We start from the raw sequence: 21990 nt of genomic DNA, 5'->3' as shown, positions 1-21990 counted from the left end.
TTTGTATTCTTTAAGGAGCGTGAGAGTATGACCCGCCGAGGACGTTTTGCACCGACCCCATCGGGGCTGCTGCATATAGGAAATGCTTTTACCGCTCTCGCCTCATGGCTGCAGATGCGCCAAGCAGGGGGCGAGTTTGTTTTGCGAATAGAAGATATCGATAAAAGCCGATCCCGTGAAGCCTTTGCCGAACAGCTGCAGGAAGACCTGCTGTGGCTGGGTATCGACTGGGATGAAGTGACCGCGCGCCGGCGGCGCCTATGGCCCGTACGAGCAGAGCCGCAGGGAAGCGCTGTACGAGGAAGCGATCAGCCGGCTCGAGCAGGCGGGGCGGCTGTATCCGTGCTACTGCAGCCGGAGCGAGCTGAAGTCGGTCGGCACCGCCCCGCACGGTCTTGTTTCTGAGGGCGCGGCCTATCCCGGCTTTTGCCGGTCGCTCTCGGCAGAAGAGCGGCAGGAGCGGGCCGCGGGCAAAATGCCCGCCCTGCGGTTTAGGATGCCTCCGCACGCGCTGCCGTTCCGGGACGGGCTGGCCGGACCGCAATCCTATGCCGGAGACGCGCTCGGCGACTTTGTCGTCAAGCGGGCTGACGGCATGTTCAGCTACCAGCTGGCCGTGACCGTGGACGATGCCGCGATGGGGATCACCGACGTGCTGCGCGGCGCCGATCTGCTGGACTCCACGCCCAGACAGCTGGCGCTGTACGAGGCGCTGGGGCTTCGGGCGCCGGACTTCGCCCATCTGCCGCTGCTCGTTGATTCGAGCGGACGGCGCTTATCCAAACGCGACAACGCGTTAACGCTCGCGGCGCTTCGCCAAGCGGGTGTTGCGCCGGAGCGGCTGATCGGCATCCTCGGTCATCTGGCAGGATGGCTGGAACGGCCGGAGCCTTGTAAGGCGCAGGAGCTGATCCCGCGCTTCGGCCCGGTCGGTGCGGCATCCGGCAGACTGCCGATAAATGAGCAGCTCCGCCAGCTGATCCCCGCGGGCTGACAAGAAGCACCGTCCAGGCCGCGCCACCTGCCGCACGGATCCTGTGACAGCACCGTCAAGAGCCCCAGCGATGAATTGGGGGCTCCGAGTAGACTTAGGGCCGCTTTCCGCCGCCCGGACCCACAGCAGTGCGGTCATAAAGCTCCGGCGGTCGGTCAGGGTACCTGAGTTTCCGACTGCACGCCATTGCCTCATCCTGCATGGGTCTGCGTCCGAAGCATACTCTATAAACGAAGTGACTGTCTCCCGTTGGGTATGGCTGCGGCGGGGGCTGTTTATTTTGCCGGATTCACCGGCCTTATTTCCCTATTGAGCTTGACGCAGCGTCAAGGCTTATGATGAATACGACGGCCGAAGGATGCCCGGAAGCTTGACAGCGGCGCGGCCAGTATATATTTAATTAAGGGGGATTTGGGATGCCGGATCATGAACAGATTTACGCCAATGAGGCGTCGGCGTATGAGCTTCTGATTTCACGCGAGGATATGGAGGGGAATCTTGCCAGGGCGCTGCAGGGGATCAGAGCTTTTGAAGGTTTGGATGTACTCGATCTGGGGGCGGGGACTGGGCGATTATCCTGCATGCTGGCTCCGCTTGCGGGGTCTGTTGTGGCTGTCGATGCCTCCAGAGCTATGCTGGACGTAGCGGAGAGCAAGCTGAAAGCGTTAGGCTGCACGAATTGGCGAACCGTCGTATCGGATCACAGAGCGCTCGCCGTCGCCGACCAATCGGCGGATGTGATCGTGGCGGGGTGGACGCTGTGCTACCTGGCCAGCTCCAATACCAAGGCATGGCGTCGGCAGCTAGAATGGGCTTGGGACGAAATGGGCCGTGTGCTTCGGCCGGGAGGCACGGTCATTATTGTGGAGACGCTTGGAACGGGGGCGGAGACGCCGGCGGCTCCTCAGTTTTTACAATCCTATTATCGGGTGCTGCAGGAGCATTACGGTCTGGAGCATCAATGGCTTCGTACGGATTTCAGGTTTGAATCGGCCGGTGAAGCCGAGCGGCTCACGCGGTTTTTCTTCGGGGATGCACTGGCGGATCGGGTAGCGTCGGAGTCTGCGAATGAGCTGCCGGAATGCACGGGCATTTGGCACAAGCATAACTTTAGGGAGGCATTTTATGATACGCGAGGCGGAGGCAAGGGATAGAGATGCGCTGGAGGCGCTGTACCGTCTGTTAATGCCGGATGACGACCGGATTCAAGTGGTGGAGGAACGAATCGAACAGATTCGCCGGGATGCGAACAATTTTATTTTCGTAAGCGAAAGAGAGAATCGCGTGCTGGGTACGGCCCTGCTGCATCTGTGCCTCGATCCGATGTACGGCTGGAGGCCCTTTGCCGTCATCGAGAATGTGATAGTCGATCCGCAGGCTCAGGCGGGCGGAGTCGGCCGGGAACTGCTCGTGCATATTGAGGAGCGCTGCCGCGAAGCGCAATGCACGGAAATCCTAATTATGAGCAGCCTGCACCGGACGGAGGCGCATCGTTTTTTCGAAAAGCTGGGCTTCCGCCAGGTGGCCAAAGGCTTCAAAAAATATATTCCTTAAATCGTAATGGACAGGCAAGCTGTATGCCCAAAGTTGATTTCACTTATTACAGGAAGTACACGATGCAAAGTGCAGGTTCGTTTGTTAGAGGAGGTCGACCAGTAAGTGCTGGTGGCCTCTTAATACGATCAGTCAGCGGAAGCTCATTGGTTAATCAACTGCTAACTGAATATAGCCGCCGTCATCAGGTACTTCGTTCCGTGGAATGATAGCCTATCCATTTGTACTAAGCGCTAATAAGCGTTTCAGGCTGTCGTCAATAAATTGATTGTCGGTACGGTTGATTCCGCGACCGGCAATATGGCCCCAGATCGACTCGATAGGATGTACAACGGCATTAGGCATAAGCTTAGCCTCGTATTCGTTATCCTCTGCATTGCAGAAAAGATCCGTGCTCCCTGGCATGATGCAGGCATGCGCTTTAATGCTTTGGAGCGCCTTATCAAAATCTCCGTTATAGGCGGGGTCTGCGCTAATATCTGCAAATTGACCTGTCCATAACATAGCCAGGACATTGTGCGGATCCATTTTCATAAAGCTATCTTCCCAGACACCGGCCACAAAATCTGCCAACGAGTCGTATCCCATCTCACGATATAGTTCCTCCCTGTAAAACGCCTGCGATAAGCCCCATCCAGCATAGACACGGCCAACGGCGCGCATGTTTTCAGAAGTCAGCTGGTCTAGCTTACTTGAATCGAAGCCAACTGCAGCCATGAGCGAAGCCTTCATGCCGTCCATGACCACAAACGTGTGGGGCCATGTCTTGGCCAATCCGGCGAAAGGGGCAATTCGTTCCACCATGTCGGGATAGCTTGCCCCCCATTGAAACGCTTGAATGCCTCCCATGAACCATCCGACTGCGAGCGCGATTTTTTGAATGCCGAATTTTTCGGTCACCAGCCGATGCTGTAATTTAACGTTGTCATAGATGGTTACCTGCGGAAAATGTGCCCGGTCGAATGGGGGAGGCGTGTTGCTCGGAGACGAAGATAATCCGTTGCCCAGCAGATTTGGAACGATAATGAAGTATTTCTGCGGATCCAGCGCCATGCCGTTTCCAATCAGCCATTCATTCTGAACGTGCTGGTCGCCAAGAGCCGTTGGGTAGACGATGACATTATCTTTCTTTTCATTCAACGTTCCATAAGTCTTATAAGCAAGAAAAGCGTTCGGTAACGTCACTCCCGATTGCAGGGTTACGTCACCCAAATCAAAAATCTCATAATCCATGGTATTACCGCTCCCTTCAAAATGAAACACATATTGAGAATGTATTTCTTGTACTAAGTATAGGTCCATGGTACTCTCAATAAAAGTGAATGAAATTCAAAATAGTATTCAATAATTTTGAATATGAAAGGGAGACAGTACGATGGAATTGCGTCAGCTGAATACGTTCCGCATGGTTGCATCGACTTTAAATTTCAGCCGGGCTGCGGAAGTGCTGAACTACGTCCCCTCTAATGTCACGATGCAAATAAAAGCATTGGAGGAGGAGCTTGGTGTTCGTCTCTTTGACCGCTTGGGCAAGCAGCTCGTGCTCACAACGGCGGGTAAACGATTTTTAACTTATGTCCAGGGCGTCCTGGACAAATTGGACGAAGCCCGCAGCGTCGTTCATGACAATGAAGTTTTAAGCGGCACCCTAACGATAAGTGCCAACGAGGTGGTTTGCGCCTACCGGCTTCCGGCGCTCTTTCAACGATTTCGTTCGCAGCATCCGGGAGTTCGTCTCATCTTCCGCTCCGTTTCCAATCAGCAGCTTAAGCAAGCGCTTTTTGAGGGAACCGCGGACGTCGTCTTTATACTGGACGAACCCCTTCGCTCAACAGGGCTTGCAGTGGAGCCGATGCTGGAAGAAACCTTCCGTTTCTTCGCCGCTCCAGACCATCCGCTCGCCAAACGAACTGTACTCCGGCTGGAAGATTTCCACGGTGAAGTGTTCCTGACTAATGAAAAAGGCTGCCCTTATCGAACCATGTTTGACCGGCCATTTGAGAAAGAGGGAATCGATAGTATTACGTATTTGGAGTTTCAAAGTGCAGAAGCCATTAAACAATGTGCCATTTCGGGAATCGGGATTGCCTTTCTTCCTGAAATAGTGGCGGAAGCCGAAGTTGGACGGGGCGAACTCGTTGTGCTGCCATGGCAAGTTCCGGATTTGCACGTGTATACGCATATGGTATGGCATAAGGACAAGTGGCTTTCACCAATCATGTCATCCTTCATTGAAGCAGCAAGGGAAGTTCTCGTTTCAGAGGAGGAGAACAAAACCGTTTAGCCTATTCAGCGCTAGGAATACACCTATTTACTTGCTGGATTGTGAGCTCAAAAAAACAGCGGCAGCCTTGGACTTATTTTCTCGTCCAAGGCTGCCGCTGAAAAAGGAACGAAGCGCGCAGATTCGTTCAGCAGAAACGTAAGCGCTCGCATGGAAACCCAAGAAATCCGGGAACGACAGCGATCGTAAGCAGGCTCCGTACGCGCAAAAATACATTTTTCCAGCGGGCCCGTCTTTGGGCCGGTCTTTTTGCATGAAGTTACTTGCAGAACCAGTCTCTCCAAATATCCTTCGATTCTACTGGAGGGCAATCGTTCTTATGTTTGTTGTACCAGTCCTCGAAATCGTGTTGATTCTTCCATGGATCCTTATTGTTCTGATGTGACTGGTAGCTTGAGAGGAAAGAAAACAGCTGGCTTAACAATTGGCTGACGCTGCTGTTCGACGAGGAGTGGCTGCCTGATGAGGCAAATGCCGTCGTGGGCAGCATGATTGAACTAAGCAGCAGGGTAAGAAAGACTAGCCTTTTAACTCGTAACAAAGTACCATGACCTCCTTTCCAACTAAAATCGAGGCATGCTGACTAGTCATGAAGACGCAGTTCGTTATAAAGAATCATACATCAATTTCCATCATTTGAGAACGGCAAATTCAAATTATTGCTGTAAGAGATCACTGAATTCCCATAAAAAAAAGCAGGCCGCCAGTCAGATGGCGGCCTGCAGTGACGGATCAGGAGCTAATAGGTCCGAAAGCCTTAAATACGGACTGAAGTCCCAGCTCCTTCCAGGTGATATTGTTATCCGTAACGGAAGCTCCCGCGGCTGTCGGGAAAGCAGGCGAGACGGTGCCTGACGTGCCGCTCGTTACGGCTTCATAAACGTGGCCGTTGGCCGAGATCCGGCTGCCTGAGCTGTAGCTTTTGCCGGCAGCCCAGACTTGATTGCTTGCATAGCCTGGCGTCGTGCAGATCCAGCCCACATAGCCCCCGGGGGCCGGAGCGGCATTATAGATGATTTGGCCTAGTGCGTATTTCCCGTTTGTGGGAGGAGCGCTCATCCGGTTGTCCGTCAGCCGCGTGTTCAGATCGATGTTTTCAATCATCTGAACAGCTGAGCTGACGTCCAGCGTGACATTGTTGAATAAGCAACGGGCAATCGTCATCGATTTGTCATAGGTGAGCCAATGAAGGCTTATGGTGCTGTTCTCCAAATAGCTGTTGGCAATGGTGGAGAGCGTAGGGCTCTCCGCCTTGTAGACCGTCGAGTTGAGGAAGGTGCCGTTGCTGAGATAAGCGGCTCCGAAGTTGACCTGGACGCCTTGGAAGAAGGCGCCGTCCACGTTTACTCTCGAATACGCGTTATTCGAGCCTAGGTTCACATCCCCGCCCATCGCCCGGCCTTTGATACGGATCACCTTCAAGCTGCTGATCTGGCTCCCTTCGAAATTGGCCGTTCCTTCAATCAGCGTAATTCCTTCCGCGGTATTGGGTCTCCCCACATACGACGCGGGCGGTTTGATCGACAGGGTGCTATTTTTGACGATGACGTTTTTGATCACCCCGCCTGCGGTAAGAAGACTGAAGCCTGTTGTGTCGTCAAAGGTATTGCCGTCCTTCCAATCCTTCTCCACGACAATGTTGGAAATGTAGCAGCGGCCATAATTGTATCGGCTGATGCTGAATCCGGAAACGCCGGCATCGGTGATGACGACAGGAACGCCGCCTTTTGTCTCGGATACCTGGAAGCTGTTCGGCGTGACGTTGACCGTGTAATAAAGCTTATCGACGCTAATGCCCGTCGGTACTTTACCGAACCACTGCTCGAAGCTGATCTGAGCCCCGTTGCCCATCCCATGCGCCGCAGTATAAGTGAAAGTACCGGTTGCGACATCGACGGAAGCGGGGCTGCCGAAATAACCGTAAATGCTGGAGCCGTAAAATAATCCGTCCTTAATCTGACAGTTCTCGATCAATGCGCCCTGCGCGTTATTGACGTTGATATTGGCTTTGTTGGCGACGGCGCCATTGACCACATTGTTGCCCGCAACGACCAGCTGGCATTGGATAAAGGTGTTATTCAAATATTTTACGAACCATTGGTTAGGATAAGAGCTGATCCCGCCGACATTACTGCCCTCGAACGTATTGTTCTGCAGCGTAATGTGCGTTCCGTCCGCATTGACGAAATGTCCTTTGGCGTTGTGATGGATGTAGTTGTTGTAGATGTAGATGCGGTAATTCGTCTCGAGACCGTCTTGATTCAAATAGTTGCTTTTGTAGGGAATGTTGCTTTCGCTGACCATCGATTCAATGTCAATCCCGAACATGGGAGCCGTCCCGTTCTTGAAGTCGGTCGTAACGTTATCTGAGGCGAAGCCGATATGATGAATCGTATTGTTAAAGACATAGACGTCGTTCGGACCGCACAGGGACATCCCCTGCCTTCGGCAGTGATGAATATCGCAGCCGTGAATGTAAATATGCTGCCCCATCTCTTGCTGCGTATATTTGGACGCATCGTCGTAATAAACCCCGATGCCCGTAAGAATGCCGTCGCCGGTGCAGTCGCTGATTTCCATGCCGTCGATTTCGATATAGTTGGAGCTGAGAATCCCGATGCCGAGCCCGCTCTCGTGCGTATAGTAAGCGTTATCGACCTTGGCATTTATTTGGGCGATTTGAGCGTCGGTCAAGGGGGAAGAGGAGATGTCGATGGTGAAAATCATTTTATTCGCCTTGTCTATCGTATCGAACCAGCCGCGTCCCGACGAGGTCACAGGGGCAAAGCCGCCATTGTTGCGGAAATTGACGAACGTTTCTTTCGATACGGTATCCTTGTACTGGTAAAAGCTGTATACAGTATTCTTGACGCCGGGAATCGACCAGAGCCGGAAGTTGTTTAATAGTCCCGGAGCCTTATACCGGTCGATCACTTCACTGCGGATAAAATTGGGATTGTCGTTCAGCGTCCCGTCCGCATTTACTCCGCCTCTGACGAATTTTACATACATTTCATACTGATGCGAAGCTTTATCTCCGATAATACGGCCGCCGGAAACCTTGGCATGCTCGATTTGCTTAATCTCGATGACGCGGTAGTTAGGCGACGAGTTTCCTTGCAGCTGCAGCACGCAGTCGTTTTTCATTTCAAAGTGCATGCCGCTCAGCATATGAATGGCGGCATCGTTCGTATCGAGCCTCACACTGTACGTACCGCTGCCTAGCAGCACATGGTTATAGCCTTGGGACTTGGCCCATGCCAACGCATTGTTAATGCCTTGGGTAGTCTGCTCTGCATTGGTTCCGTCATTACGAATACCCCATCGCTCCAATTCAATCGCGTAGGATATGGGGGAGCCCCCCAGTCGTTTCTCCATATCTGCAAGCTTGGCCGTTAAGGTCTGCTCCGGGTCGGTAAAGACCGCATCAGCCACCGTGACCGGATACATATATTCATCCGCTTCATTTTTCAGCTTCTTGATTTTTCCTTCCATACCTTTCCACCTCCCGCTGTCATTCTGCTTGCTAAGCGATCCATGTACCGCCTTTTAAAGTGGCCGTTTGATTGTTTCCGCTCCGGTCGGGGATCGCCGTACCCGGGGACGGTTGAGTGAAGTCATATGCAGCAACCGCCTTCCCGTTCAGAGTAAACGTCAGGGCATATAGCGTTCCTTTCATCGGCGTCTGTCCCAGCTGGTTAGCAAAAATATAAACGGCAGACTTGCCGGTGGAGGGAAGCTGCAGTTGAACGGTAACCCGCTGGTTCGCCGGAATAACGGCGGATGAACCGGCCTTAAGGGCCGCGGTTTGATCCGTGCCGTTCACGAGCAGCGTTTTCCAAGCGGCTTGAAGAAGATCGCTGCCTGAACTGGTGTGCAGGAAAGCGCTATTGGCAATGCCTCTTGAAGCATCCAAGTAGGAAGAGTAGGCTCCGGCCTTGGGCTCCGCGGCAAAATCCATCACGACCGTATCGAAGGTGAGGGTCGGGGTAAAGAAATAGTCGCTTGTCCCATTCATGGACAATGCATAGGAAGGCTTGGGCGTTGTAACGGTCAGAGCCGAACCGCTGGAGACGTTGCCTGCCGCGTTTTTCGCCTTGACCGTAAACGTATTCGTGGTTTCTCCCGCCAAGCCGGTAACTTGATACGTTGTTCCCGAGGTAGTTCCGACAGCATCGGTCCCATTCAGCAGCCTCGTACCCGGTCACATCGGGAGAAGGACTGGGCGACCAGGATAAGGTCACGGACGTTGCGCGCACATCGGCCGCCGTCAAGTTGGTGACGTTGTCCGGTACGGTTGTGTTGATTATCGTTACCTGTTCCCCGCCGGTTCAATCCTCGTAATAAACGATGTAGGCTTGCCGGCTGTTCGTATCAGCTGCCATCTTGCGTCAACCCCTTTCCATATAGTTGAAGGATTGTCTCTTGTATCCTATGTTTCCGATGCGAAAAAGGTGAAAGATAAGCGAACGCTGACGCATTTTTCTTGATACAAAATGGAACAAAATAACGAAAAAGTCTGTTGACATGATACAAAAAGTGTCATAAAGTAAGAGTAACAAATGATACAGATAGTATCATTTTGAGGCGGCAGCGAATCGAAGCCGAGCGATTTCCGCCCGGAGAACAGTGTATGGAGGGAAGTATGGAAATTAACCTGAAAGAGTATTTGTACCTTATAAAAAAACGGCTATGGCTTATTGTCACCGTGGTTGTCTTGTGCACGATGCTTACGGCTGTATACAGCTCCCTGAACTACCAGCCCATCTATACCGCTTCGACCAAGCTGATCGTCAATAAAACGGGCGAGAAAGATTTTATGGGCAAGGAACAGATTGACTACGGGGCCATCGGCGTCAACATTGCGCTCATCAACACGTACAAAGAAATCATCAAAACGCCGGCGATTATGGATAAGGTCGTACAGCGCTACCCCGATTTGAATTTGTCCGCGGAGCAGCTTATCGCCATGACCAACGTGTCCGATCTCCACGAGACGCAGGTAATGACAATCGTCGCTACCCATTACTCCTACGATAAAGCCGTCAAAATTGCGAATGCCGTGTCCGATGTGTTTCAGACGGAAATTCCCAAGATTATGAAGGTCGATAATGTAACGATCCTGAACAGAGCCAAGGTGCAGGACAATCCGGTGCCGATTAACAAGAAATCGAACCAGTATATCGTTCTCAGCTTTATCGGCTCGCTGGTTGTCGCCATAGGCGCCGTCCTTCTGCTGGATGCGATGGACGATACGCTGAAGAAGGAATCGGATATCCGGCAAATATTCGGAACCGCGACACTGGCGGCGGTTCCCCGAATCAAGGCCGGCGAGCTGAGAAAGGAACAACGGAATACAGCCCGGAGAAAGGCAGGTGAAGCCGCTTATGCCAAAACCGTCCGCGAATAGCGCAATTATTATGCAGGTCAGCTCAAGCTCCTCCGCTTCGGAAGCTTACCGTTCCTTACGGTTCAATATTGAATCCTCCGTGAACGGCGAGAATACCCGGACCATTGCGATTACCTCAGCCAGACGGGGGGAGGGCAAAACGACGACGGCTCTCAATTTGGCAACGGCCTATGCGCAGATCGGTAAAAGGGTGCTGCTGATCGATGCGGATTTACGGAAGCCGTCCATCCATTTATCCTTTGGCGGGGAGAATAACAGAGGCCTTTCCACGTACCTGACAGGACAAAGTACGATGAATGAGGCCATAAGGGTTTCTTACATCGATAATTTATCGCTTCTGATGTCAGGGCCGGTTCCCCCGAACCCGACGGAGCTGCTGGCTTCCCGGCAAATGAATACGCTGCTGGACCAGCTTCGGCAGAGCTTTGACATGATCTTCATCGATACGCCTCCGGTACTGACGCTGACGGACGGCAAGATCGTGGCGGCTCAATGCGACGGCGTGCTGCTGGTGGTCGAGTACGGCACGTTGAAACGAATTGTAGCGAAAAAGGTGAAGGAAGACCTGGTACTGGCCAAAGCGAAGCTGATGGGCGTAGTGCTCAATAAGATCAACCATCAGGATGTGGAAGCCTATTTGTAAATAAGCGTCATATTGGATTTTGATAATACCACAAAGCTGTAAGGAGAGAAGGTTTATAGCGAATGAGAAGAAAACGATTAAAGCCCCTCCGCCGCAAGGCAAGACTGATATGTATGCTGGCCGTCAGCTTTACCCTGATAGCGGGCTGCTCCGACGCGATTCCGATCAGCTCGAATAAGACGGGAGCAGGCGTGGAGCAGACGGTCAAAAGCGTGAAGGTCATCAAGGCGGTCAAGCAAAAGATCGGGGATCCGGTCGAGCATGCAGGGGACGTCCAATCATCGGTTCAGTTCGACGTGGTGGCCAAGGCCGGGGGCGATATCGAGAGCATTCTGAAGGCGCGCGGCGATATGGTGCAGGAGGGCGAGGTGCTTGTCAGACTGAACTCCACGGAGGCCAAGTTCCAGCGGGATAAGGCGAATTTGGCGGTGGAAACGGCCCAGGCGGCTATCGGCAAGGCAAAGGAGCGGGCAAGAAAAGATCTGGAGAATCAGAAGCGGAATTTGGATCTTTCGATTCAAAAGCTGGAGCAGAGCTTGGTCGATATGACCAAAAGCTACAATAAAACCAAGAACGATTACGAGGTCGGCCTGGCGAATAAAGCGCAGGTATACCAGGCTGAGGTGCAGCTGAGAAACGCCAAGTTTGATCTGGAGCAGCTGAAGCAGAAGAAAAATATGATCGTCGCGCCGGACGATTCCATATCGGAGCTTGAAACGCAGCTGAAGGATGCGCAGATATCGCTCCTCCAGTTCGAGCAGTCCATGACCTATCTGGAGGTCAAGGCGCCGGTCAGCGGCATTTTGACAGAGCTGCCTCTGGAGGCCGGAATGACGATGCAGGCCGGGGCGAAGCTCGGCGTTATTCAGAAGGTGGACCCGATCAAGATCAAAGCGTTCTTGTCGGGCGATGAAACCAAGTATGTAGCGAACAAAACGGAGCTTTCCTATTACATAGCCGGGGAGCCGGCACAGAAGGGAAAAGGGAAGGTCAGCTTCCTTTCCAAAGTTATTGATCCGGACGCGAAGGCATACGAACTCAATCTGGAGGTCGCGAACAAGGACATGCTGCTGAAGCCTGGCATGAAAGCCGCCATCCAGCTGACGGATGAGCAGGAGCAGATCGTGGTGACCATTCCGACCTACAGTATCGTCAAGGAAGGCGACGATTCCTTCGTCTTCGTGCTTGCGGGGGATCGGGTAGAGAAGCGTAAGGTGCAGCTCGGCAGAGTCAATGAGCCGCTGCAGGAGGTTCTCTCCGGCGTCAAAGAAGGAGAGCAGGTAGTCACGAACCCGAATGATTTGAAGGACAAGGAAAAGGTGGACCCTTCGGCCGTGGAAGAGCAAAAATAAAAATGGAGTGAACCCAATTGCGAATCAAATGGAAGAAAACGATGGTTATTCTCATCCTTATCGTCTCCCTGTGCATCCCGTCGACTTTTTTCCGGGCTGCCGCAAACGAAGCGACGTCGGCAACCGATGACTATGCGTTAACGAATGCGGTGAAGGTGTCGGTCAAGAGCATTCTGAACGAACCGGTCTCCGAGGGAACGCGAATCGCCGCAGTCATCCGCTATTATAACGACGGACCGCGTCTCACCCGTGTGCCGGATTACGAGGTTCGGGCGAAGACCGACGGCGGCATTGAATATAACCTGATTTCAAGCAAAAGCAATCCGGTAGCCGTTCAGCCGAAGGAAACGGTGGAGCTGAGCTATATGATTGCCGTGGACCGTCAGGATCCGTTCTCGATAGCGGAGCTGACCTGGGTTGACGTAGACGAGTATGCGTCGCCGAAAACGGAAAAAACGATTCTGTCGGTCCCTGTGGCCTCCATAGAATGGAAAGGGGAAACGGCGTCTATTACAGATCCGCAGGCGATAAAGCCGTGGGGAGAGCCGTTCACCGTTTCCGTGCTGTCCACATCGATCGAGTATAAGCCGGTCAGCTTCAATGAGCAGAATACGCCTCAGGGGATAACTACGATTCTGGAGCTGCTGGCCGTGAACAAGACCGATCAGAAAAAAAAGATTCCCGATTTCCGGATCAACGCTAAATCGGATACAAGAGTATTCAGCGCGCAGCGGCTCGAAAAGGACCCTATCGTTCTTGAGCCCGGCGAGCAGCGGTATATTCATTATGCGATTCCTGCCGGCCGTAAGGACGGGCTGAAAAGCCTGACTGTGCTGACGCCGGAAAGCTTTACGCTGGATGAGCAGACCAAGATCGATTTCTCCATCGGTCAGCTGTCGATCACACTTCCGGCGGAAAGCGGCCGGCTGCAGACTTCGACGCCTGTTCAGCCCTATGCCTGGAATAAGGTGATCGAGTTCGATCCGCTGAACAAGGTCATTCCTTCCCAGGTCGGCGTATCTCTGGTATCGCTGCAAATGCATGAGGGGGCAGGCGGAGGCTTCAAGGCCGCCGTAGCCAAATTCCGCTTGCAGAACCGCAGCGACAGCCCTATCGCGCTGCCTGCTTTTCAAGCCCAGCTGACCGGTGCGGACGGAAGCCGGTATCTAGGCGAAAGGCAGAGCAAGGTAGTCGACATGCTGATTCCGAACATCAGCTATATCGTCTACTATACTTTCGTGCTGCCGAATAACGAGAAGGGCGATAATTTGACGATGGATCTGCTGGACGGTACGACCGTCGCTCCCTACAGTCTCCCGATCGCCAGGCTGAAGACGAAGGTCGAGTCCAAATCGCCGGAGGACGGGACGCTCAGCTTTTATCCGTTCAATGTGAAATTTAACAGCTGGAAGGTTGAGGTCTATATGGGATCGCCGAAGGAGGCGCTTCCTTATTCCTACAAGCTGAAGCTCGATCTGGATATCAAGCTGCAGGACGATGCGGTTGTGGACCAAATTTTTCCTAAGATGAAAGTGGAGCTGGTCGACAATCAGGGGCGGATTATAGGCTCCAAGGCGCTTTCGTTCACGGATGAAAACAAGCTGGTATCCGGCTCGCAGACGATTAATCTCGACTCCATCCTGTTCGAATTCTCGGACACGCTCAATATATATGAGACGGTAGAGACGCCCTTCGGCCAGGCCGAGCGGCTGGTCACGACCCTGCATTAGCCTGGAAATGAACGGCGGGCCGGGGACGTGCAGGCATTGGGCAAGGGCGGAGGAAAAAGGCAAAGGAAGTAGTTGACAGTCGTACAGGAAGATGCTATTCTGAGAATGTTCTTAATAAAGAACAATTCAAGGGCTTTATAGATAACACTTACGGCAATGAAAATAATCATTTTAGTGTGGATATAGGATACTTGCAAAGTGAACGTTCTTTTTAAAGAACGATATTATTCCTGACATCTTATCCTGCTGCATGTGGAGGAAATCATGAGCGCCATTACTGGAATCTACAATTTCGATCAAGAGCCTGTCAATATGGAGCACGGATATGTATTGATGTCAGGGTTAAGCAAGTATCCGGCCGATGCGGCTGCGGTTTGGCATCAAGCCAACGTATTCTTCGGCTGCCTCGCCCAGTATGTGACGCCGGAATCGAGAGAGGAACGCCTCCCCTTTTACGATTCGGTGAGGCGGTTAGCGATCACGGCCGATGCGATCATCGACAACCGCCGGGAATTGTTTGAAGGGCTTCAGGTGGAATACGACCGGAGAGCCGGGATGACGGACAGTGAGCTGATCCTGCTGGCTTATGACAAGTGGGGGAGCGATTCGCTTCAGCATCTGGTAGGCGATTTTGCTTTTATGATCTGGGATGAGAGTAAGCGGAGGCTCTTCGGAGCCCGCGATTTCTCCGGCAGCCGCACACTTTACTATATGCGCAGCCGCGAGAGCTTGGCCTTCTGCACCGTGATGGAGCCGCTGCTTACCCTGCCGTATGCCAGACGGGAGCTGAACGAGCAATGGCTTGCGCAATACTTGGCTGTGAGCGGTGTCATCGATTCGGTCGATGCTTCCCTCAGTCCGTTTCTCGGTATTGAGCAGCTGCCGCCTTCCCATTGTATCTTGGTCACCGATCAGGCTGTTAAGGTGGAAAGGTACTGCAATGTAACGGCCGGTGAAACATTGAAATTGCGTTCTGATGAGGAATACAAGGAGGCGTTTCAAGAGGTGTTCCGCCAATCGGTGCAATCTAGGCTGCGGGACCTTCCGCGGCGTGGGCGCGCACTTGAGCGGCGGTCTGGACTCCGGTTCGGTTGTCAGCTTCGCTGCCGAAGCGTTAAGTGCAGCCGGCAAGCCGTTATCTACATTTAGCTATATCCCTCCGGCGGATTTTAAAGATTACACGCCCAAGTATATGCTGCCGGATGAAAGACCTTACATTCAATCCACGGTACGGCATGTAGGAGGCATTCAAGATCATTACCTGGACTTCCAAGGGAAGAACTCGTTTACGGAAATCGGAGAGTTCCTGGATGCGCTGGAAATGCCTTATAAGTTTTTTGAAAACTCCTTCTGGATCAAAGGCATGTTCGAGAGAGCGCGTGAGGAAGGAGTCGGTATTTTGCTCAGCGGCGCACGCGGCAATTTCGGCATCTCGTGGGGGTCCGCGCTGGATCATTACGCAAGGCTGCTGAAGCGGCTGCGCTGGGTGACCCTCTACCATGAGCTTAATCAATACAGCCAAAAGGTCGGAGGCGCGAGGCTGCGCAGGCTGCCTTACATAGCCAAAGTAGCCTTCCCGCTGATGAACCGCTTCTTTTCGTCCGATAGCGATTATCAGTTTCCAAAGCTGATTAATCCGGATTTTGCGGGAAGAACCGGGGTGTACGGCAGGCTGAAGCAGTCGGGTATGGATCAGTCGGGCTGGTTCTCGACAACGGATGCTTACAAGCATAGACAACGGCATTTCGGGGATGTATCCCATTGGAATACGACGAATATTATGTCCGCCAAGCTGTCCTTAAGGTATTCTTTGGCGCAGCGAGATCCTACCAACGATATCCGCGTCATTCGCTTCTGCTTATCGGTTCCGGAAGAGCAGTATGTCCGCGACGGAGTGGACCGCCTCCTGGTTCGCCGGGGAACGGAGCATCTGCTGCCGGATAGCGTCAGGCTGAATCAACGGGTCCGCGGAGTTCAGGGGGCGGATTGGGTCCATCGAATGCTCCCCTATTGGAAGGAATTTATCGCTGAGCTGCAGCAGCTGAGCGCTGATCCAAGAGCTATGCAGTATTTGAACGGCCAAGTCATTCACAGCGCTTTAACCAAGGCCAAGGCCGGGGGCCGCCCGGAGCTGGCAACGGATCCGGAGTACCGAATCCTGATGCGAAGCCTGATTCTTTACCGGTTTATAAAAAACTTTACCTGAAGGGAGGTGACTAAATATGGTACAGAAAAAAGAATGGCAAAAACCTGTTCTGGAAGTCCTCGATGTTAAAATGACAATGGGTCAAACCGCAATCAAGCAGCATCTTGACCATGCCTATGAAGCGGGCACCCCATTTCCAGAATTGACATGGAGTTAAGAAATTTCAATCTACTTTGATTTTGTACATAGGGAATCTCGTAGATTGCCGTAAATCGAGGTTAATATGTTAAAGCCCTTATACCTGAACGTAAGGATAAGGGCTTTAGCATAACCATAACCATGGAACTATTGGAGTGGGACAATGTTGAATATAACAAGTAAGCTGAAGTATAAAGCCTTCGGCTTAACGATTTCCAGCGAGTGGGAATTCCCCGAGCTGCCCGTATGGACCGGATCCTCCGAAGCCATAGACGTTCATGTCGCATTGGAGAATTTGACAGACCTGTACCATCAATTGGCGGATAAGCCGAATGCCTTTGTCGTTCAAAACGGGCTCGTCCTGTTTCAAATTCCGAGAGTCGGCCTGTTTGCCATACGCGAGGGCAATCGCATTACCTTCTTCCCCACGGCGGAAGCGGATCCGGATGAGGTCAGGCTGCTCCTGCTCGGCACGTGTATGGGAGCGTTATTGATGCAGAGAAGCATCTTTCCGCTCCATGGCAGCGCACTCGCCATAAACGGAAAGGCCTACGCGATTATCGGCGATTCGGGCGCCGGAAAGTCCACGCTGGCGACGGCATTCATGAATGAAGGCTACCGGCTGCTGAGCGACGATGTGATTGCGGTATCCTTTACACCGCAGCTTGAGCCGTATGTGACTCCATCCTATCCGCAGCAAAAGCTTTGGCAGGAAAGCCTGCACCATTTCGGCAGAGAGACGGCGCCTTACCGGTCTGTTAATGGAAGGGCCGACAAGTACTGCGTCCCCGTTGTCTCGCAGTATTACGAAGAGACACTGCCTTTGGCCGGTGTCTTCGAACTGATAAAGTCCGATGCGCAAGAGATCAAGCTGCAGCGGATTGAAAAGCTTGAACGGTTCCATACCCTGTACTATCATACGTACCGCAACTTCTTTCTTCCGGGCCTGGGGCTGACCGAATGGCACTTTCAGACCTCCGCCCACATGCTTCGGCACATCGGTTTGTTCCGGCTCCGCCGGCCCAGCTCAGGCTTCACGGCGCCGCAATTGGTTTCTGCCATATTACATACCTTGAATGGGGAGGAATAGTTCATGCTTAAAATCGAGGGCTTGTCGCTTGCCAAGCGTGTCGTTCAAGTGAAAGGGAACATTGTAAGCGATATGGGTGGAGAGAAGGTTATGCTGAGCATTGAGAGCGGCAAATATTATAACCTGGGTGAAATCGGCGGAAGGATATGGGGGCTATTGGCGCAGCCGGCTCTCCTTGGCGAGGTTGTCGATACCTTGACGGCGGAATATGAGGTGAACCGGAGCGAATGCGAGCAGCACGTTATTTCATTCGCTGAAATGCTCCTTCAAGAAGGGCTTATCGAATCCGGGGAAGACCATGGCGATTCTAAATAAGCTTAGAAAGCTGTTCACACTAAATAAGAAAACAATCCTTTTATTCATAGAAGCTTTTCTGTATTTGGGCTTGGCCCGCTGTTTGATTTCTTTGCCGTTCGCAAGGATTGCGCCGTCGCTTGGCGCCCGGATGGAGGAAACCTCCCATGCTTTGCCGGAGGGGAACAAAGCCGAGCTGGCACGGGTGCATGAAGCGATCCAAGTTGTCAGCGGGCATACGTTCTGGGAAAGCAAATGTCTTGTCCGGGCGATAGCAGCCTCGAAAATGCTGAACAGGCGCGGGATCGAAAGCACGATTTATCTGGGCACAGCCAGAAATGAATTAGGACATATGGCCGCTCATGCCTGGCTGCGAAGCGGTCCTTATTATATCACGGGATATGAGGGCATGGAGGATTTTACCGTGGTCGGTAAATTTGCGAAATTTATCAGGAATGAAGGACAGTGAACATGAGTATATTGGATGCCGAATTGCAGCCGGATGTGCTGCCGTGGACCGACGAGTTGACTTTATTGCTCTCGCTGTTAAAGCTGGACAATCAGGAGAGGGGGGGCTTGAGTACAAAGACCGGACAGACGACATCGATTGGAGCCTGTTCCTGAAGCTTGCGGCACATCATCGAGTTTTCCCCGCCTTATACACGAATCTTCAAAAATATCATGCTGCTTGGATTCCTCCGCTAGTTATCCGAACACTCCAGAAGGAATATCAGAAGAATACGCTTCGCATGCTCCGCCTGTCGGCCGAGATGGATTTTCTCTGCAAGGTGCTCTCTGAGCTGAGTATCCGCACGCTGGTGTTAAAGGGTCCGATCCTTGCTTCCGACCTATACGGCGACATTTCGATGCGAACCTCCGCAGATCTGGATATGCTGGTGCCGATGCAGGATCTGGAGAAAGCCGAATCTTTGCTGGCGAAGCTTGGCTACGTGAAGGATGAGTACATTCAAACCGTGCTGAACGACTGGAAGTGGAGACATCACCATGTGACGTTCTTCCATCCGCACAAAGGCATCAAGATCGAAATCCATTGGAGATTAGGTCCCGGGCCTGCGAAGGAGCCCAGCTTCGAGCAGCTGTGGGAACGGAGAAGATCAAGCGTCATTAGCCATCATCCGGTCTTTTACCTGGGGAGGGAAGACTTGTTCTTGTTCCTCATCTCCCATGGCGCGCGCCACGGCTGGTCGCGGCTGCGCTGGCTGACGGACATCGATCGGATTGTCAGACAGGAGCCGGATCTGAGGAAGCTGCTGCCTCTGCTTAAACAGCATCAGCATCTTCACACCGCATCGCAGGCGCTCGTACTGGCCTCGGAGCTTCTGGGTACGCCGGTTAAGGCCGAGATGCATGCTCTGATCGCGATGAAGCGGGGCAGACGTCTGGCGAAGGAAGCCTTATTTTATATCCGGCAGATGGTGAACCTGCATACCGATCCGGTGCCGGAGGCGGTTGCTAGGTATCACAAGAGGCATTTGTTCTCGCTCATGTCCTTGCAGCATAAGCTGCTGTTTATTCTGAATTTCCTCTATCCTTATCCGGAGGACGCCATGACCTTAAGGCTGCCCATAAGACTGCATTTCCTTTATTTTCCCCTGCGTCCTTTTCTGTGGGCCTGGAGGAAAACCAAAAAGCTTACGCTGACGGAAGGCGGGACCCCATGAAGCATATCCTGTACTTTACCCGTCAAATGCATGCTTACGCCGGTAAAATTCTGTATGTCAATCTGTTGGGGATGGTGCTGATCAGCTTCCTTGACGGTCTGGGACTGTTCCTGATTGTTCCGCTGCTCAGTATTAGCGGCATATGGAATATGAATGCAGGCATTCTCTCTAGGCTCCCCTTGCTCGATGCATTGAAGGCCATGCCTGTGCCGCAGGCGCTGCTCATCCTTCTGGGCGCGTACTTGCTGCTGAATTTCGGCCAGAGCCTGCTGCAGCGAAACTTAACGATTCGCGACACGCGGATCCACACCGGCTTCATTAACTATATGCGTCTGGAGACGTACCGGGCTATGCTGCAGGCTAACTGGCAGTTTTTTATCCGGAAAAGAAAGTCCGATCTGATCACCGCTTTAACGGAAGAACTGGCCCGTGTGATGAACGGCGACCTACCTGTTTCTGCAGTTTATGGCCTCACTGGTGTTCACGCTGATTCAGGTGGGAATTGCCTTGTGGCTGTCCGCCAAGCTCACCTTATTTGTGCTGTGCTGCGGCATCGTCATCTCCTTTTTCTCCCGTCATTTTATCCGGAAGTCAAAGGCGGCGGGAAGCCAGACCTCCGAGCTGGCGAGAAGCTACATGGGAGGCATAACGGATCAGCTGAACGGAATCAAGGATATTAAAAGCAATATGCTGGAGGCCTCGCGCATCCGCTGGCTGGAGGATTGGTCCGAGCGGATCGGCGGGGAGCGGCTTGAGCATACCCGTATCCGAATGAATTCGCAGCTGTGCTATAAGCTGGCCGCATCGGTCATTATAGGCTGCTTTATTTACTTCTCCGTCGTGTCCTTCCGCATGCAAGGCGAGCAGGTGCTGCTGATCGTCTTAATCTTTTCCAGGCTGTGGCCGAGGTTTATCGGCATTCAAGCCAATTTGCAGCAGATCGCCGCTGCGGTTCCGGCCTTTACGGCATTAAGGGAGCTGCAGAAGGAATGCTTCGACGCCACGGAAATTTCGGGCGGAGGAGCAGCGGAGCATGACGTGAAGCCGCTGCAGATTGCAAGCGGCATCGAATGCCGCAACCTGAGCTTCCGCTACGAAGGAAGCGCGGGCGCCTATGCGCTGCGCGGTATCCAGCTGCATATCCGTCCGAAGGAGATGACCGCGATTGTCGGTCCGTCCGGAGCGGGCAAAAGCACGCTGGTCGATATTTTGATGGGACTCCTGCAGCCAGAGAGCGGGCAGGTTATGATCGACGGCCAACCGTTGACAGGCCGCAATCTGTTATCCCTGCGCAGGTCCATCGGGTATGTGCCGCAGGACCCGTTACTGTTTAACGGCACCATTCGCGATAATCTGCTGATGATGGAGCCTCATGCCACGGAGGAAGAGCTTTACGAAGCGTTGCACTTCGCCGCAGCGGGGGAATTCGTCGCCAGACTGCCGCAGGGGCTGGATACGATGATCGGCGACAGGGGCATCCGGCTGTCCGGAGGAGAACGGCAGCGGCTTGTCCTGGCAAGAGCCATACTTCGAAAGCCGTCCATTCTTGTGCTGGACGAGGCGACAAGCGCGCTCGATATGGAGAACGAGGCCAAGATCCAGGAAGCGCTGGACCGCTTGAAAGGGCATATGACCTTGATTATTATCGCCCACAGGCCGTCGACCATTCGGAATGCGGATCAGGTAATTACTTTGGAGCAGGGAAGGCTGGCCGGCATCACACAGGCAGGGAAAGAAGGTACAGCCGGAGCAGAGACGCCGCAGTCTGCGAGGGTTGTCGGGTAAATGTTCTTTTTTAAGTACGATTTTAGCGTTGACATGTTCGTTATAAAGAATTACTATGAAATTAATCGCATTGTCACGTTCGTGCGATTGCTGTGAATACTCCATGCCTCAATGTTCTTTATAGCGAATATTTTAAGGGTATTCTATGGAGAAAAAAGCTGTAGGAGAGAACCGAATGATAACTCTCATGAAGAAAATTGCCGCTGCCCTGGCGATGGAATGCCGCAGCCGAGGACTGTATTTTACGCTGATCATGTATTGGGGACATGGCATCGGCGCGGCCCGGGGGCTGTTCTACAAGGCTGTTTATTTCCGAAATATAAAGGCGACGGTCTACCTGCTCCAGGCTAACAGCCGGATCGAGGTGTTCAGCAAGCGGGCCAAGGTGTACATTGGGAAATTCGTCTACATACGGAAAAACGCCAGTCTCCGCATCGATCTATCCGGGGAGCTGCATCTGGGCGACAAGGTGTTTATTAACGACAACTGCAATATTAACTGTGTCAGCAAAATCACGATCGGGGAATACACCAAGATCGCTCCGAACGTCAGCATTAACGATCACGATCATAATTACAAAAGCTCCGGAAGCGACCATCTTCTCAAGGGTGAGGTGCTAATCGGCAAGCATGTGTGGATCGGCTCGAATGTCGTGATTTTGCGCGATACGGTTATTGGAGACCATGCCGTCATAGCGGCGGGAAGCGTCGTGAAGGGAGTCGTGCCTCCCGGAACGTTATTTCTGAACAAGCGGGAGAAGCAGTTTATCCATTACGAGACTGCATCGGCCGCTCAATAATTAAGTACCGTTTTCGGGGGAGCTGTAGG

Annotated in this window: 18 protein-coding genes and 3 pseudogenes; 17 read left to right on the top strand and 4 right to left on the bottom strand. The window is 52.8% G+C overall.

Annotated elements, in window-relative coordinates; all coding sequences use genetic code 11:
* Nucleotides 1-27: 27 nt before the first annotated feature.
* The 3 genes and pseudogenes from gluQRS (at nucleotide 28) to ACHHV8_RS27545 (ending at nucleotide 2548) form a co-directional block, all read left to right on the top strand.
* A pseudogene (gene gluQRS, locus ACHHV8_RS27555) lies at nucleotides 28-994 on the top strand (tRNA glutamyl-Q(34) synthetase GluQRS).
* Between the two features lie 416 nt (nucleotides 995-1410).
* Entirely contained in the window at nucleotides 1411-2148 is a 738-nt protein-coding gene (locus ACHHV8_RS27550; protein ID WP_395162540.1) for a class I SAM-dependent methyltransferase, read from the top strand.
* Complete coding sequence (locus ACHHV8_RS27545) at nucleotides 2120-2548, top strand: GNAT family N-acetyltransferase (RefSeq protein WP_395162539.1); 429 nt, start codon at nucleotides 2120-2122, stop codon at nucleotides 2546-2548. Before ACHHV8_RS27550 ends, ACHHV8_RS27545 begins: the two co-directional genes overlap by 29 nt.
* Before the next feature lie 213 nt (nucleotides 2549-2761).
* On the opposite strand, the gene ACHHV8_RS27540 is transcribed toward ACHHV8_RS27545, so the two are convergent.
* Nucleotides 2762-3781, bottom strand: a complete 1020-nt coding sequence (locus ACHHV8_RS27540; RefSeq protein WP_395162538.1) for an alpha/beta fold hydrolase — start codon at nucleotides 3779-3781, stop codon at nucleotides 2762-2764.
* A gap of 142 nt (nucleotides 3782-3923) precedes the next feature.
* On the opposite strand from ACHHV8_RS27540, the gene ACHHV8_RS27535 reads away from it, so the two are divergent.
* Nucleotides 3924-4832: a LysR family transcriptional regulator gene (locus ACHHV8_RS27535; RefSeq protein ID WP_395162537.1), complete on the top strand. Its 909-nt coding sequence runs from the start codon at nucleotides 3924-3926 to the stop codon at nucleotides 4830-4832.
* Nucleotides 4833-5091: 259 nt separating this feature from the next.
* Here the strand turns inward: ACHHV8_RS27535 and ACHHV8_RS27530 are convergent, their stop codons facing one another.
* The 3 genes from ACHHV8_RS27530 to ACHHV8_RS27520 form a co-directional block, all read right to left on the bottom strand.
* Nucleotides 5092-5373: a hypothetical protein gene (locus ACHHV8_RS27530; RefSeq protein WP_395162536.1), complete on the bottom strand. Its 282-nt coding sequence runs from the start codon at nucleotides 5371-5373 to the stop codon at nucleotides 5092-5094.
* 191 nt (nucleotides 5374-5564) lie between these two features.
* On the bottom strand, nucleotides 5565-8327 hold the full coding sequence (locus tag ACHHV8_RS27525; protein ID WP_395162535.1) for a right-handed parallel beta-helix repeat-containing protein: 2763 nt from the start codon (nucleotides 8325-8327) through the stop codon (nucleotides 5565-5567).
* Nucleotides 8328-8358: 31 nt separating this feature from the next.
* The gene (locus ACHHV8_RS27520; protein ID WP_395162534.1) at nucleotides 8359-8964 is read right to left on the bottom strand and encodes a hypothetical protein; all 606 of its coding nucleotides are present in this window, start codon (nucleotides 8962-8964) and stop codon (nucleotides 8359-8361) included.
* Between the two features lie 513 nt (nucleotides 8965-9477).
* Here ACHHV8_RS27520 and ACHHV8_RS27515 point away from each other — a divergent pair.
* From ACHHV8_RS27515 to ACHHV8_RS27455, 13 genes and pseudogenes are all read left to right on the top strand, one after another.
* Complete coding sequence (locus ACHHV8_RS27515; RefSeq protein WP_395162533.1) at nucleotides 9478-10242, top strand: YveK family protein; 765 nt, start codon at nucleotides 9478-9480, stop codon at nucleotides 10240-10242.
* The gene (locus ACHHV8_RS27510) at nucleotides 10220-10885 is read left to right on the top strand and encodes a CpsD/CapB family tyrosine-protein kinase (RefSeq protein WP_395162532.1); all 666 of its coding nucleotides are present in this window, start codon (nucleotides 10220-10222) and stop codon (nucleotides 10883-10885) included. The genes ACHHV8_RS27515 and ACHHV8_RS27510 overlap by 23 nt, the downstream gene beginning before the upstream one ends.
* Before the next feature lie 62 nt (nucleotides 10886-10947).
* The gene (locus ACHHV8_RS27505; protein ID WP_395162531.1) at nucleotides 10948-12237 is read left to right on the top strand and encodes an efflux RND transporter periplasmic adaptor subunit; all 1290 of its coding nucleotides are present in this window, start codon (nucleotides 10948-10950) and stop codon (nucleotides 12235-12237) included.
* A gap of 17 nt (nucleotides 12238-12254) precedes the next feature.
* Entirely contained in the window at nucleotides 12255-13967 is a 1713-nt protein-coding gene (locus ACHHV8_RS27500) for a hypothetical protein (RefSeq protein WP_395162530.1), read from the top strand.
* A gap of 264 nt (nucleotides 13968-14231) precedes the next feature.
* A pseudogene (locus tag ACHHV8_RS27495) lies at nucleotides 14232-16173 on the top strand (lasso peptide isopeptide bond-forming cyclase).
* A 16-nt stretch (nucleotides 16174-16189) separates the two neighbouring features.
* Nucleotides 16190-16330, top strand: a complete 141-nt coding sequence (locus ACHHV8_RS27490) for a paeninodin family lasso peptide (RefSeq protein WP_395162529.1) — start codon at nucleotides 16190-16192, stop codon at nucleotides 16328-16330.
* 144 nt (nucleotides 16331-16474) lie between these two features.
* A complete protein-coding gene (locus ACHHV8_RS27485) occupies nucleotides 16475-17401 on the top strand; it encodes a phosphoenolpyruvate carboxykinase (ATP) (RefSeq protein WP_395162528.1) in 927 nt (308 codons plus the stop codon).
* 3 nt (nucleotides 17402-17404) lie between these two features.
* On the top strand, nucleotides 17405-17716 hold the full coding sequence (locus ACHHV8_RS27480) for a lasso peptide biosynthesis PqqD family chaperone (RefSeq protein WP_395162527.1): 312 nt from the start codon (nucleotides 17405-17407) through the stop codon (nucleotides 17714-17716).
* A complete protein-coding gene (locus ACHHV8_RS27475; protein WP_395162526.1) occupies nucleotides 17700-18164 on the top strand; it encodes a lasso peptide biosynthesis B2 protein in 465 nt (154 codons plus the stop codon). Before ACHHV8_RS27480 ends, ACHHV8_RS27475 begins: the two co-directional genes overlap by 17 nt.
* 2 nt (nucleotides 18165-18166) lie before the next feature.
* Nucleotides 18167-19377: pseudogene (locus ACHHV8_RS27470) on the top strand (nucleotidyltransferase domain-containing protein).
* Complete coding sequence (locus tag ACHHV8_RS27465) at nucleotides 19374-20057, top strand: hypothetical protein (RefSeq protein WP_395162525.1); 684 nt, start codon at nucleotides 19374-19376, stop codon at nucleotides 20055-20057. Before ACHHV8_RS27470 ends, ACHHV8_RS27465 begins: the two are co-directional and overlap by 4 nt.
* On the top strand, nucleotides 20014-21162 hold the full coding sequence (locus ACHHV8_RS36775) for an ABC transporter ATP-binding protein (protein ID WP_405045395.1): 1149 nt from the start codon (nucleotides 20014-20016) through the stop codon (nucleotides 21160-21162). Before ACHHV8_RS27465 ends, ACHHV8_RS36775 begins: the two co-directional genes overlap by 44 nt.
* Nucleotides 21163-21337: 175 nt before the next feature.
* On the top strand, nucleotides 21338-21961 hold the full coding sequence (locus tag ACHHV8_RS27455) for an acyltransferase (RefSeq protein WP_395162524.1): 624 nt from the start codon (nucleotides 21338-21340) through the stop codon (nucleotides 21959-21961).
* Nucleotides 21962-21990 lie beyond the last annotated feature (29 nt).

The organism is Paenibacillus sp. TAB_01, assembly GCF_043945595.1.
Taxonomy (GTDB): domain Bacteria; phylum Bacillota; class Bacilli; order Paenibacillales; family NBRC-103111; genus Paenibacillus_S.
Note: the sequence above shows the minus strand (reverse complement) of the source record. Positions and strands in the feature narration are given on the sequence as shown.